Source organism: Faecalicatena faecalis (assembly GCF_012524165.2).
In the GTDB taxonomy this organism is placed as follows: Bacteria; Bacillota; Clostridia; order Lachnospirales; family Lachnospiraceae; genus Faecalicatena_A; species Faecalicatena_A faecalis.
Genome location: NZ_JABACJ020000026.1, coordinates 1 through 13,221, shown reverse-complemented (window position 1 = coordinate 13,221; position 13,221 = coordinate 1). Strand labels below are relative to the sequence as shown.

General features: G+C 44.6%; 13 protein-coding genes. 2 read left to right on the top strand and 11 right to left on the bottom strand.

The genetic code is table 11. From position 1 onward, the window contains the following. Window positions 1-8: 8 nt before the first annotated feature. The 6 genes from HGO97_RS19605 to rhmD all read right to left on the bottom strand — a co-directional run bounded on the left by HGO97_RS19605 (window position 9) and on the right by rhmD (window position 6,259). Window positions 9-1,160: a zinc-binding dehydrogenase gene (locus HGO97_RS19605; RefSeq protein ID WP_216244563.1), complete on the bottom strand. Its 1,152-nt coding sequence runs from the start codon at window positions 1,158-1,160 to the stop codon at window positions 9-11. A 12-nt stretch (window positions 1,161-1,172) separates the two neighbouring features. Continuing rightward, window positions 1,173-1,679 (bottom strand): YhcH/YjgK/YiaL family protein, encoded by a 507-nt coding sequence (locus HGO97_RS19600; protein WP_216244562.1) that lies wholly within the window; start codon window positions 1,677-1,679, stop codon window positions 1,173-1,175. 96 nt (window positions 1,680-1,775) lie between these two features. Next, window positions 1,776-2,672: a dihydrodipicolinate synthase family protein gene (locus HGO97_RS19595; RefSeq protein WP_216244561.1), complete on the bottom strand. Its 897-nt coding sequence runs from the start codon at window positions 2,670-2,672 to the stop codon at window positions 1,776-1,778. A gap of 1 nt (window position 2,673) precedes the next feature. Then, window positions 2,674-3,432 (bottom strand): IclR family transcriptional regulator, encoded by a 759-nt coding sequence (locus tag HGO97_RS19590; protein WP_216244560.1) that lies wholly within the window; start codon window positions 3,430-3,432, stop codon window positions 2,674-2,676. 224 nt (window positions 3,433-3,656) lie between these two features. Continuing rightward, complete coding sequence (locus tag HGO97_RS19585; RefSeq protein WP_168866244.1) at window positions 3,657-5,039, bottom strand: GntP family permease; 1,383 nt, start codon at window positions 5,037-5,039, stop codon at window positions 3,657-3,659. Window positions 5,040-5,065: 26 nt separating this feature from the next. Further along, the gene (gene rhmD / locus HGO97_RS19580) at window positions 5,066-6,259 is read right to left on the bottom strand and encodes an L-rhamnonate dehydratase (RefSeq protein WP_168866246.1); all 1,194 of its coding nucleotides are present in this window, start codon (window positions 6,257-6,259) and stop codon (window positions 5,066-5,068) included. 277 nt (window positions 6,260-6,536) lie between these two features. Here rhmD and HGO97_RS19575 point away from each other — a divergent pair, with 277 nt between their 5' ends. Continuing rightward, the gene (locus tag HGO97_RS19575) at window positions 6,537-7,457 is read left to right on the top strand and encodes an AEC family transporter (protein WP_168866248.1); all 921 of its coding nucleotides are present in this window, start codon (window positions 6,537-6,539) and stop codon (window positions 7,455-7,457) included. Between the two features lie 153 nt (window positions 7,458-7,610). Here HGO97_RS19575 and HGO97_RS19570 read toward each other — a convergent pair whose 3' ends face one another. From HGO97_RS19570 to HGO97_RS19550, 5 genes are all read right to left on the bottom strand, one after another. Then, the gene (locus HGO97_RS19570) at window positions 7,611-8,744 is read right to left on the bottom strand and encodes a ComEC/Rec2 family competence protein (protein ID WP_246597612.1); all 1,134 of its coding nucleotides are present in this window, start codon (window positions 8,742-8,744) and stop codon (window positions 7,611-7,613) included. A 101-nt stretch (window positions 8,745-8,845) separates the two neighbouring features. After that, the gene (locus HGO97_RS19565; RefSeq protein WP_216244559.1) at window positions 8,846-9,160 is read right to left on the bottom strand and encodes a YbjQ family protein; all 315 of its coding nucleotides are present in this window, start codon (window positions 9,158-9,160) and stop codon (window positions 8,846-8,848) included. Continuing rightward, window positions 9,141-9,368, bottom strand: a complete 228-nt coding sequence (locus HGO97_RS19560) for a hypothetical protein (RefSeq protein ID WP_168866254.1) — start codon at window positions 9,366-9,368, stop codon at window positions 9,141-9,143. The genes HGO97_RS19565 and HGO97_RS19560 overlap by 20 nt, the downstream gene beginning before the upstream one ends. Beyond that, the gene (locus HGO97_RS19555; protein WP_168866256.1) at window positions 9,361-9,999 is read right to left on the bottom strand and encodes a cytidylate kinase-like family protein; all 639 of its coding nucleotides are present in this window, start codon (window positions 9,997-9,999) and stop codon (window positions 9,361-9,363) included. The genes HGO97_RS19560 and HGO97_RS19555 overlap by 8 nt, the downstream gene beginning before the upstream one ends. Before the next feature lie 84 nt (window positions 10,000-10,083). Further along, window positions 10,084-11,994 carry an EAL domain-containing protein gene (locus HGO97_RS19550; protein WP_168866258.1) on the bottom strand — a complete coding sequence of 637 codons (1,911 nt, stop codon included), beginning with the start codon at window positions 11,992-11,994 and terminating at the stop codon, window positions 10,084-10,086. Between the two features lie 217 nt (window positions 11,995-12,211). On the opposite strand from HGO97_RS19550, the gene HGO97_RS19545 reads away from it, so the two are divergent. Then, window positions 12,212-13,108 (top strand): YitT family protein, encoded by an 897-nt coding sequence (locus HGO97_RS19545; RefSeq protein ID WP_168866259.1) that lies wholly within the window; start codon window positions 12,212-12,214, stop codon window positions 13,106-13,108. The last annotated feature ends 113 nt before the right edge of the window (window positions 13,109-13,221 follow it).

Genomic DNA, 13,221 nt, shown 5'->3' with positions numbered 1-13,221 from the left:
AATCCTGATTATCTATTAAACACAGCGATTGCAAGGCCTTCTCCTCGAATCGCAGCCCAGTGCGCTTCGTTTATCTGTTCCAGCAAATATCTATGAGTCATGAGCTGATACATCGGAATCCCTTGTTCTGATGCTTTCTTTAAAAATTCAAAGCACTGCTCATAATCCCTGGCGGAATAAAATCGTCCTTTGACCGGCATGGATTCCTCATAATATTTCGCAGAAGACTTTCCCCTTCCAAGAACATAGCCAAGCTCACATACATTTCCACTGCTCTTCACAAAACGCCTTGCTGTACTCCGCCCAAGTGCGGAGCATGTACACTGGAAAACGGTATCTGCAAGGTCTCCACCGCAGTTCGAACGAACTTGCTCTATCACACCTGCCATTCCATTCTTATCTCGATAATCAATGACCTGTTCTGCTCCAAAGCTCTTCGCAAGTTTTAACATAGACTCATCCCCGTCAACGGCGATAATGCTGCTTACTCCCATACATCTTAATGCAGCAATGACCATCAGACCTTCCAGACGGCACCCAAGGACAATTACTTTACTGCGCTCATCCAGACGGCTCAGTTTTCCAGCCCTTAGAACAGTACTATTGACGGCGATTGCAGTCTCCGTCAACAGGCGGGATTCCAGATCCAGATCATTTACCTGATATACCTGACTTCCAGCCTGAAGGATGACATAATTGGAAAACCAGCCATTTGCCGTCACGCCTGTAATCACACGATTTCCAGCAAAGGCTCCTATGGAACCGCCCGCTTTTCTGACTGCCACGATCCGATCTCCCACCTTCAGAGAATTCCCCTTCGCATCCGTAAGAGGGGGGCTTCCCAGCTTCACGATCACGCCAGTCCCCTGCTGCCCCAGAAGAGATGCCTGCCCAATTCTTTTTTCTTTCATGAACTCTGCTGTATCTGAAGGTGCAACACAGCACCCTTCGACCTGAACGAGGATTTCCTTTCCCCCAATTTCAGGAAGCTTGAACTCTTTTATCTCATAATTTTCAGGAGAGGCAAGCACAGCCGTCCTGCCTGTCTCGTTTCCCGTAAATACAGGCTGTCGTTCCAAAGGAAAGGCTGTCCTTTCCACCTTTGGCACACCGACCTCGGACAGAACCTGTTTTACAATATCATCTATCTTTAAATCCATTTCGTATCTCCTTTACCAGGACCAGCTCTGCTTTTTCTGACCTGGTCTGTTCGTGTCCACTCTGTGCAGCAGCTTATCTATCTTGATTTTTACCACCACTTTCCTATAAGAAGTGGGAACGCTCTCGTGACAGCACGGCTTATGTGCATCTGTAGGGTAGACCAGATAGAACATGCCAGGTTTCATCTGAATCTTCTCTCCGCTTCCCTTAAGCCACTCAATATCTGCCTGGGAATCATAAGGTGTCTTCACCGTCAAATCTGCTTTATCCGCATATTCCCACATCTCCGAACCTTCTAAGAGCACCTGGATATCCAGGTACTTATCATGAGTCTCAAAATCGGCTTCTAAAAAGCTGCGTGTCTGCCCTTCCTGTACGAAAGCAAATCCTTTTCCCACTGGATAACGTCCCTCTGGCAGTTGTTCCTTACGGACACGTTCTACAAAACGGACTGCATCCCAAATTTCCGGCACGCACCGCTGATAGTAGCGGAAGTGCTCCAGTTTATCCATTATCATGACACGTCCTGCTCCATTTCTTTTCTCATCTCTTCACATCATTTGATCGTTCACCAAAAATCTATGCCGTAAACACCTGATTTTCAATGCTTTCGTTTACAAGAGCCTTAGCTCTTTCATCTTATTATACACATTGGCTTTTGCCTGTGCATCCAAAGCCAATGCCGGCAGTCTCTCATGCCCGTCTTTATTTAAGACCCGATAATACATGGCCTGCTTGCACGCCAAAAACAGCGGGGAGCTGTAATTATAGATATCCATTGCATGTACCATTTTCTGGAACCACACTGCTGCCTCGTTAAAATCTCCCCTTTTTGCTGCCTGATATGTATTCACCGTAAACTCAGGGGCAAAATTAGCCGTTGCATTAATAAATCCATCCACGCCGCAGGCCAAGAGTCCCATGGCCTGATTCTCATAAGCAGCAAAAACAGAAAAGTCAGGATTGACCTCTTTCACCTTCTGCATGGCAAGTACATGGTTAAAATCACTGATTGTATCTTTGATTCCCACAATATTCGGATTCTTTTTCACAAGCTTTAAGACCACATCTGGATCAAAACAGTATCCGGTCAGATCTGGGAAGTTATATATTATAATAGGAAGAGATGTATGTGAAGCTACGTATCCAAAATACGCCTCCACCATCTCTGAACTGTATACACTGAAATATGGATTGACCAGTAAGACGCCATCCGCCCCGGCTGCTTCCACATACTTTAGCAGTTCCATCGTATTCTCCAGACAGGTGTCACCGACACCGACGATTACATTCACTCGTCTGTCGACATACTCTATCATCTCCTTGATGAATCTCTTCTTTTCTTCCACTGTCATCACACTGAATTCACCGGAAGTGCCTAAATACGCCAGACCATCCACACCATTGGAGATCAGAAAATCTGCCTGCCTTTTACTTGCTTCTATATCAATCTTACATTTGTCATCAAAAATCGTGATGACGGGCGGATTCACACCGCATAGTCTCTTCATGTTATTTTTCCTCCTTTTGATACCCCAATTCCCGGGACAGACTCTTCCCGGCTTTGAGCATCTCCTGAGCGATCAGATCCTTTTTTGCTATCATACGCTGTTTGGGTCCTGATACACTGATTGCGGCTGCCATCCTATGATATCCGTCATAAATCGGCACAGCCAGACACCACAATCCTTCTTCAATCTCCTGGTCATCTATTGCATATCCCTGAAGCCGAAACTCTTGCAACTGCTTTCTTAACTCTTCCTTATTCTTTACTGTGTTCTCTGTAAACGCCTCAAACTCCAGTCCATCTATAATATCACGGCTCTCCTCCGGGGGAAGGAATGATAGAAACGCCTTTCCAAGACCAGTACAGTATACCGGTTTTCTGGAACCTATCTGTGCATTGGTATTGATCGTACGCTCACAATTTTCCTTCGATATATATACGATTTCATCCTGGGAAAGAACTCCCAGAAAACAAGTCTCCTCTAAGGTCTGCATCAGATGCTTCAAATACGGGGAGGCCATCCGCCCTATATCAAATCTGGAAGCCGCCACGGCCCCTAAGCTTACCAGCTTTCCTCCCAAAGAATACTTTTTCTGTTCATTTACAATGAGATATCCATTCTCCGCCAATGTCTGTAAAAGTGCGATCGTGCTGCTCGGTGCATAGTTTAAACGCTCGCTGATATCTTTGTTCGTCATTCCATCAGAACTGCCCTCCAGGAGTTCAAAAATCCTTAAGACTCTTTCTGCCGATTTTACTGCCATAAAAACACCGCCCTTATTTTTCCATAATAATTTTACATTACCACGACCAACTTTCCTTGTCAACTTCGTATGGTACAGCCAGAATGGTTATCCGTAAAACGTAAAATCAGGACAGGAGAGGCAAGGCCGATAGGGCCTTTTCCATCTCATGGAAGCCCCTGCAGCCACGCGCCGTCCCCGCCCCTTTTTTCTCCTATCCGTTCATAAAGCGGACATTCACATTACTATACAAACAGACATGAGATCAAACCAACTATGATAATCAGAATAATACCTACTACTGAGGCGATCGCCTGCCCTAAGGTATACGTCTTGAGACCACCAGTAAAATTAAATCCGGTCATATTGGAAACGATCCAGAATCCAGAGTCGTTTACCGTTGCTCCGAACAGTGCCCCATCCAAGCATGCCAGCGCTATGAAAACCGGATGGATAGCAACTGTAGCTGCCACACTCTGCATAATTGCAAATGTTGTCAGAGATGCTACCGTACCAGATCCTGTAATCTGTCTGAACAGAAGTCCAAGAATCCAGCCAATCAAAAGAATCAGTACAATATTATTCGAAATATTGGAGACCATGTTCTTGATTGCCTCACTGACTCCTGATGCGGTAATAACAGATGAGAAGGAACCGCCTGCACCTGTAATCAAGAAAACAAGTCCTGCTGATTTCAGTGCGTTTGTAGCTACCTCTTCCGTTTTCTTAAGTCCCAGTATCTTGATAGAGATTGCCATTCCTGCCAATGTACCGAGCAGCATGGAGGTCGTCTTCTGTCCCAGGAAATCAATCCATGACGGAACACTGTCCATAGTTGCACCTGCAACTGTATTCAACAGAATGAAAATAATCGGAATGAGAATTGGAAGCAGGGAAACGAAGAACCCCGGCAGTTTTTCGGGAAGCACCAGTTCATCTACATTCAGGCCATTTCCATTCTCATCTTTCTCTACATTCCAAAGACCCTTGTCCATTAATTTTCCGTGAATCGTAACTGCGATCAATGTCATTGGAATACCAAATAGCAGCCCTGCCGCAATCATAATACCAAGGTCAAAACCAAAATACTCCGGTGCAACAAGCGGGTTCGGTGTCGGCGGCACCAGTGTATGCGCCACACCTGCTCCAATCGAAATCGCACCTACGATATATCCGATTCCTTTGTTGAGTTTTTTCATTAACGCAACTCCGATCGGAATCAGAATCACGAAAGTCACATCAAAGAATACTGGAATGGAAAGTACGAAGCCTGCAAATCCAACTGCATACATGGCCCATTTGTTCGGGAAGATGGAAACCAGCTTGTCAGCAATGACACTGGCCCCGCCTGTATCACTTACGAACTGTCCCAAAATGATACCAAGGCCGATCGGGAAACCGATGCTTCCCAGCATACTTCCGAATCCATTGTTTATCACGTTGACCAGTCCTGTCGTTACAGTGCCATCCGCTGCCGTGATATCAGTCAAAGGAACTTTTGTTAAAAATCCAAGCAGCAAAGATCCGAGTATCAATGCAATGGCCGGATTCATCTTTGCTTTAATGATAAATAATACTACAAGTACGATTGAAATAATCAAACTAATGATCAAGAACGCTGTTGACATTTTACCCTCCTACATAAAGGCGGCTTTTACAGCCTCGTGCCTTTCTTTACCTCAATGAGTGTCTTATCTTTATTTAATTCCACGCCGAATCCAGGCTTGTCACTGACCTTCAATTTTCCGTTCACCGGCATTGGTTCATCCTTCAGTAACGGATAATACTGTGGTACTACCTTATCAGCCTGAGGTGCCATCATCAGACACTCTGTGATTGGAGAATTTGTTTTTGTTGTGACATAATGATAACTGTATGTACCACTTCCGTGAGGAATCACGAGCTTGCCATGCGCCTCTGCCATGTTACCGATCTTGATCAGCTCTGTCATACCGCCACACCAGCCAACGTCCGGCTGAATGACATCCAAATCGCAATCCTCGATCAGCATACGGAATCCCAATTTGGAGGCTTCATGCTCTCCGCCCGTTACCATGATCTGATTGCCCGCAGCTTTCTTTAAATCTCTATATGACCAATAATCATCCGGGTTGAAGCATTCCTCGATCCAGTTGAATTTCAGATCTGCAGATGCCTGCATCAGCCGTTTTGCATAATATAGATCGAGTGCCATCCAGCAGTCCCACATCAACAGGAAATCGTCTCCGCATTTTTCGCGCATGTCGGCTGCCAGTTCTATACTCTTTCTTAATCCTTCCATCCCATCATCCGGCCCATAGACAAGTGGAATCTTTCCTCCAACAAATCCCATATCCTTTGCCAGATCCGGTCTCGGTCCTGTTGCATAGAAGGTCAGCTCTTCACGGACTTTTCCGCCCAGCATTGCATATACAGGCTCCTGACGCAGCTTACCGAGCAGATCCCATAATGCAAGGTCGATTGCAGAAATCGCATTCATAACAACACCCTTGCGTCCATAGTACAAAGATGCACGGTACATCTGATCCCAGGCTGCCTCGATCTCGTTAGCATCCTTTCCTACCACAAAACGGTCCAGATGATTCATTACCAGCCATGCTGCCGGATATCCGCCTGTTGTAATTCCAAACCCGGTCACTCCATTGTCAGCTTCTACCTCTACGACCAACGTCTTCAATGCATTGATTCCAAAGCTGGTCCTAGTTGCTTTATACTCTGGATAAATACTCATCGGCGTCGCAATCTGCTTAACGATCCAGTGGTCCTCGCTTTGGTCATGATAGTCCGCTCCGCCCCCTTCCACTACATAAGCACGGATTGCTGCAATCTTTCTTCCCATTAATGCCATCTTTCATACCTTCCTTTCTCATCCGTTTTTCTTGAATTCATATATGTGAATTGAATTCTCATTTCTTAATCAGTTTATCATCTCTCCATAATCAAGTCAATAATGAATACATTTTTTCGACAGTATTGTCAAATTCAAATCTATTTTTTTGGTTATTATGCACAATTCTTCTCATTTGGCTAATTTTTGCAGGATTGCTTTTTAGAAAAAGATACAGTATACTTTAATTTGTTGCTAAAATAATTACAGGAATCAATGAGAGGACAAGTAAACAATTATGTTTCTATTAATTTTCAACCAACTATTAAAAATGCTTATTATCTTGATATTGGCTTTTATCTGCTACAAAATGAAAGTCGTATCTCAGGAGGGAAATAAATCGGTCTCCAACCTATTACTGATGGTCGTCAATCCCTGTCTGATCATCACGGTCTATCAGACAGACTATGATGCAAGGCTCGTAAAAGGGCTGCTGATCGCATTTGCAGCCGCATGTATGTCACATATCATCGGAATCATCATAGCCAGATTTCTCATCCCAGCGAAGAACAATCCTGAATACAGCCTTGACCGCTTCGGTGCAGTGTACTCTAACTGCGGTTTCATTGGAATTCCGCTGATATACAGTGTCCTTGGAAACGAAGGAGTCTTTTATCTTACCGCATATATGACCGTATTTAACTTATTTACCTGGACCCATGGTTTAAGCCTCCTGGAGAATAAGTTCACATTGAAACAATTAAAGGAGGGGCTTCTCTCCCCGATGATCATAGCGACCTTCATTGCAGTTATTTTGTTCTTCATCCAGTTCAAAATTCCTGCAACCGTACTTGACTCTATGAATTACATCGCAGATATGAATACTCCTCTGGCCATGATGGTGGCTGGTTTCTCTGTTGCACAGGCCGACCTGAAAAAAATATTTACCACCTTCCATCTCTACTGGGTGAGCCTTCTAAAATTAATTGCCATGCCGCTTATGGTCGCTGTATTTTTGTTTGCTGCAGGTATCAGTCATGACATCGCCTATACCACACTGATTGCTGCTGCATGTCCCACCGCGACAACGACTACAATGATGGCAATTCGTTATAATAGAAACTATACTTATTCTTCCGAAATTTTTGCGTTGACCACAGTCCTGTCTATGGTCACCATTCCTTTCGTCACTTTTGTTGCCGGATTTTTAATCAAATAATCCTGTTTCGAAAGAAAAAGAACCAGCCAGCCTCCGCCTTATAAGCGGAACCGCTGACCGGTTCTTTTTCAATTCATATGAAACATATACTGCCTCGTATCCTATTTACTATCCTGTTCTTTCATTATGGACATTATCCTGCCTTATACAGGATTACTTCCCCAGACAATTCTGGCAGGGGGTATAGCCCTCCTTCTTTAATTCCTCTATGGACTGACTGGTCTTTTCTTTATTCTTATCAGACATCCTTTTCACACTCTTGCATGACGGCAGATGAATCTTTTTGGTATTCGTATTCAGAATATAGGATGTACTGTTTTTCGTATCCTTTTGCGCCTTCTTTTTTACAGTGACCGCAGGCTCGGCGTCGGAATGAGCTCCTTTTGGCTCTCCTGCTTTCCAGCTTTCATCTGGAGACATATTCCAGGTAATCTTCTTCCCATCTGAAACAGCCACGATCGTCCCCTGCTCATCCGTTCGAAAGACCTTCACGCCCTCCCGGCGCAGAAGATTCATCACCTCTGCATGAGGATGACCATATGAATTATCCTCTCCACAACTGATGACTGCATACTTGGGAGAGACCGCATCCAAAAATTCCTCACTCGTCCCTGTCCTGCTGCCATGATGGCTGACCTTATACACGTCCGCATCGAGCTTCTGTCCGCTGTGAAGCATCTCCTGTTCGGATTCCTCCTCCGCATCTCCCACGAACAGAAAATGATTCTTCCCATGCTCCAGCCGGACAGCGATCGAGTAATCATTCGCGCTGTCATATTTGCTGCCGTTTGGAGCCGTGATTGTAAAGGAAGCATCTCCAAGCTGATACCGCTCCCCTGCCTTTGGATGGATTGCTTTATAATTCTTCTCCTTCAAGGTATCGACTACTTCATCATACGTTTTTGTATCTTTACTAAAATCCGGCAAGAAAACTTTCCCACAGTCAAACTTATAAATTACTACATCTAATCCGCCAATGTGGTCTGCATCAGGATGCGTCCCAATGACATAATCCAGCTTTTTGACTCCCTTGTTCTGCAGATAGCTCTGCACCGCTGTTCCTTTACTGTTATTGCCGGCATCAATTAACATTGCATGTCCGTCAGAGAGAATGAGTGTCGCATCCCCCTGGCCTACATCCAAAAAATGTACCTCCAGTGAGTCCTTGTTCTTCTCTGCCGCTCTTACTTCCATCTCTGCTGATCCTGTAAAGCATCCAGTGCCAAGCATCAACAGCGCCAGAAACAGAGCAATAAAAATGTTTCTTATCCCTTTTTTTCTCATCATACCACCCTTTGCATAAAAACAGGGACCCTGCCTGTTTCTCAGAATCCCTGTTTCTTTTTCTTTCTAATACACAGCCCTTCCTATTCCGGCCGTTCTGCTTTCTAATCTACGAACTTCACTGCAGTTCCATAAGCCATGACCTCTGCTGCGCCTGCCATGACTGCTGCAGATGCATACCGGATATTGATCACTGCATCCGCGCCCATGCTTTCTGCCTCTTCTGTCATCCGCTTGGTCGCCAGTGCTCTGGCATCATTCATCATCTCATTGTAAGCCTTCAATTCACCGCCTACAAGTGTCTTAAAGCCCTGGGTAATGTCCTTTCCCACATTCTTGGACTGGATGGTGCTTCCCTTTACCAGCCCCAGCATCTCAAATTTCTTTCCTGTAATGTAATCAGTATTTACTAAGATCATCTTCTTCTCCACTCCTTATCTCTTTGATTCTCTGGATACAGACCGCTAACGAAACGCCTGCCAGTGCAAGCGGTATGACCGCTCCGATGACGCAGGCCGCTACAGGGGGACGCAGCATAATGACAAGTGCAAAAAATCCTATGAAATACAGGACCAAAAGCACCGTAATAATAACCGGAGCAACCATTTTCTTATGATGTTTATTCATGTTCTCTACCTTCCCATGTCCGATAAATAGCCTCCAGGGCATCTACAGCACCGTCAATTCCCATCAGGCTTACATTGAGCATCATCTCATGAGACTCGATCTGTCCCCATTCCCGGCCTGTGCGCGCCTCATAATACAGCTTACGCTCTTTATCTGTCTTTTTAATCTTATCCCAGGCCTGTTTCTCTGTCAACTTGTAAATATTCATCACTCTGCGGATGCGGTCATCCTTGTAAGCATAAATAAATGCATTGATACAGTTCGAGTAATCTCCCAGTACATAATCCGCACATCTGCCCACAAATATGCAGGAACTTTGCTTAGCCAGCTTCTTAATGATCTCGGTCTGCGTCTCATACATCCGGTCGCTTAATGGCGCCTCATACACATCCGAACCGGCAAATGTGGTATAATCTCCAGTTCCCACAACATAGGCCGATAAGAACTTACCCAGTATCGATTCATCCACCCGGGATGCCTCTTCGTTACTCACTTTGAGTTCCTGGGCCGCCATTCTGATCAGGTTATGATCATAGAGCGGGATGTCCAGGCGCTCTGCAAGGCGGTTTCCTATTTCATGTCCGCCGCTGCCAAATTGTCTGCCGATCGTTATAATCGTGTGATCTGTCATGCTATCACTCCTTTTTATGACAAATGAAATACCGCCTTTTAGTTAGTTCCATTATAACTCATTTTGTCAGAAAAAAGGTAGGATTTATAAATAATATTTTTCAAATGCCTCCTCTGGGAGAGGTTTACTATAGTAATATCCCTGAATACGGTCGGCTCCCAGAGCTTTGAGGAATTCTGCCTGTGCCGCATCCTCAATGCCCTCCACGACCACCTTCTCACCCATACTGTGAAATAGCTCGATCAATGTCTTTACCAGCATCTCGGAATCTGGATTCCCGGGGAATCCGATCAGCAGACTCTTGTCCAGCTTCACACACTCGAATGGGAATTCCAGGACACTTGCAAGATTGGAGTATCCTGTGCCGAAATCATCCAGATAAAAGCCGATACCAGCATGGTTCATATTGTACATTACATTTTTCATATATGCCATATCATGCAAAAGAACCCGCTCAGTCACCTCGATCTTCAGCCTGTCGGGCGTTAAGTGATGGCGCTTTAGACAATCCAAAATTCTCTTTTCAAGTCCTGCGTCTGCGAACTGCTGCATAGACATATTAATCGAGATACTCTTTACCTGGCTTTCTGGATGCTTTTCCAAAAGCTCACATACCTCTTCCAGCACGATCCAGCTCAAATCATCGATCATCCCTGATTCCTCTGCGATCGGTATGAACCGAGATGGAGGGACCGGATTCCCTTCATAATCATTGAGCCGAAGCAGTGCCTCCGCAGAAGCGAACCCGCTTTCCAGATGACTGACCGGTTGATACCACACCCGGAAACGCCGCTGCTCTACGGACTGCTGCATGATTTCAAGAATCTTCTTTTCCTCTTCATACTCCCTCATCACCGTCTCTGTAAAATGAACATCATGGCTTGGGGAATCCTTTGCCTTCTGAATCCCGTACTCCACATAATCCATCAACTGAGATGGAGTACAATGCTGTCCCATATAATCCAGATACATGAAGGCAGCTCTGATATGGGCATGAATCCCTTCCACCGTCCAGCCCTCCTGGCATCGTTCCTTAATACGCCGGTAGTTCTCAGCAGATTCCTCAGCAGATCTCCACGGGATGATCAAAGCAAACTCTACATTTCCGAACCGAAAGACCTCTGCTTCTGGAATCAACATGCGCAGCTCCTTTACAATCGTATAAAGGAATTCGTCTCCCTTTTGGTGTCCATAATTTTTATTGATAATATCAAACTTCCGTAGGGCCAGTACAACGATCTGAAACTGCTGACCACCGGCCAGACGCAGGGAAATGTTCTCAAAAAAGCTTTCCCTGTTACCTGCCATTGTCAGATGATCCTTCTTAAGCTCCCTTGCCTGAAAGCTGATGAATAAGACCAGATCTGCAATCGCCATTCCTGTCCCGTTCATGATCATCTGCGGATACATAAACTGGAACAGATACAAAAGCACCGTGATCGTTGGAATCGTATAAATAATCCTCACAACAGACTGACTGACACTGGGATGATTCTTTATGTAACAGAGATAGATCATCATGATTTCTACAGCCATCGCCCCATAACCCAGTATATTCAGCGGACCTCTGTGATAATTCCCCGCCGGATCAAAATAAAAAATGATTCCTGATTTCAGATTATAGAGAACCGCCGCCAGATAAAGGACATTGACCACCGCCAGTCCAGTGAAGGCCCTCCTAAGACAGCTTTTATCATATACATGCTCCAGCATCTTAATAAATACATATGCTGCGATCAGCGAGCATACAATAACGGTAAGCTCGAAATACATGCTGTTGAACAACATATTCACCCAATAGGGGACCCGGTCCGAATGTTCAATCAGATACACACATACTGCATTGAGAATAATAGATAGCATGGAAGACCACAGGCAGGCCCGATACAGCCTGATTCTGATATTAGCCAGCATCCTCTTTTCATAAAAATACAACATTAGAACAAAAATGACGATAAAAGACATAAAGTCTCCCGCAAGCGACCACTGTATCATATACTTCCCCCAATTTTCTGCCATTAATGGAAATATTATATCATATTTTATCAAGAATTATAGACTTTTTTTACTCTCATTTTGTAAATAATACCAGTTTATGCAGTTATAAAGAAGTATAATAGGAATTCCTTATTTTTGTCTTGTAATGGTGAATTTGAAGTGCTAGAATAGATACACGTCAGATAACTTTAGTACTGTAGCGGAGGAAATTAAGATGTCATTTTTTAATCGGTTAGACAACCAGCAGAGACAGCGTTTATTCGGGATGGGGAACGCCATACTCGGCTCTGTCATGTTCGCATTTGGGCTGAATGTATTTATTACGCCTCTCTCCTTATATAATGGAGGGTTCATGGGTATTTCCCAGTTGATTCGTACATTGATCGTACATGTGTTCCACTTTTCGTTCGGTCAGACAGATATTGCAGGTATCATTTATTTTTTGATTAATATCCCCCTGATATATATGGCCTGGAGCAAGATGGGCAAAGAATTTTTTGCGCGCTCCATCATAACGATCATCATTCAGACAGCAGCATTGACCTTTATTCCTGTTCCGTCAGCTCCTGTCATTGATGATTACCTGACCGCATGTGTGATCGGCGGTATCATTGCAGGCACAGGCTCCGGTATGATCCTGCGCGGAGGAAGCTCCGGAGGCGGACAGGATATCCTGGGTATTTATTTCACTAAGAAGTTCCCTGGATTCAGTGTAGGTAAAGTATCCATTATCATCAACTTCTTTGTTTATGGAATCTGTCTTTTGATGTTCAATATGGAAGTCGTTATCTATTCTCTGATCTACGGTGTGATTTATTCCATCGCATGTGACCGGGTACATATCCAGAACATCAACATGAGCGTCATGATCTTTACAAAAAAGCTTGGGATCTCCAGGGCGATCATCGAACAGACCGGACGCGGCGTCACCAACTGGGACGGAGCTGGAGCTTATACGAACCAGACCTCCTATATCCTGTTCGTTGTGATTTCTAAATACGAAGTCAACCAACTGAAACGAATCGTACGCAGTATCGATCCGAATGCATTTATGATTTTTACCGAAGGCTGCTCTGTATCGGGCAACTTCGAGAAAAGGCTGTACCCTTGACGGGCAATGTCACTAAGTTAAGATTGGTTTGCAATAGAAAGGTTGAAGATATTTTTGTCTTCAGCCTTCTTTTGAGATTAAAAAGCAGCACAAATAGACAGATTTGCATCTGC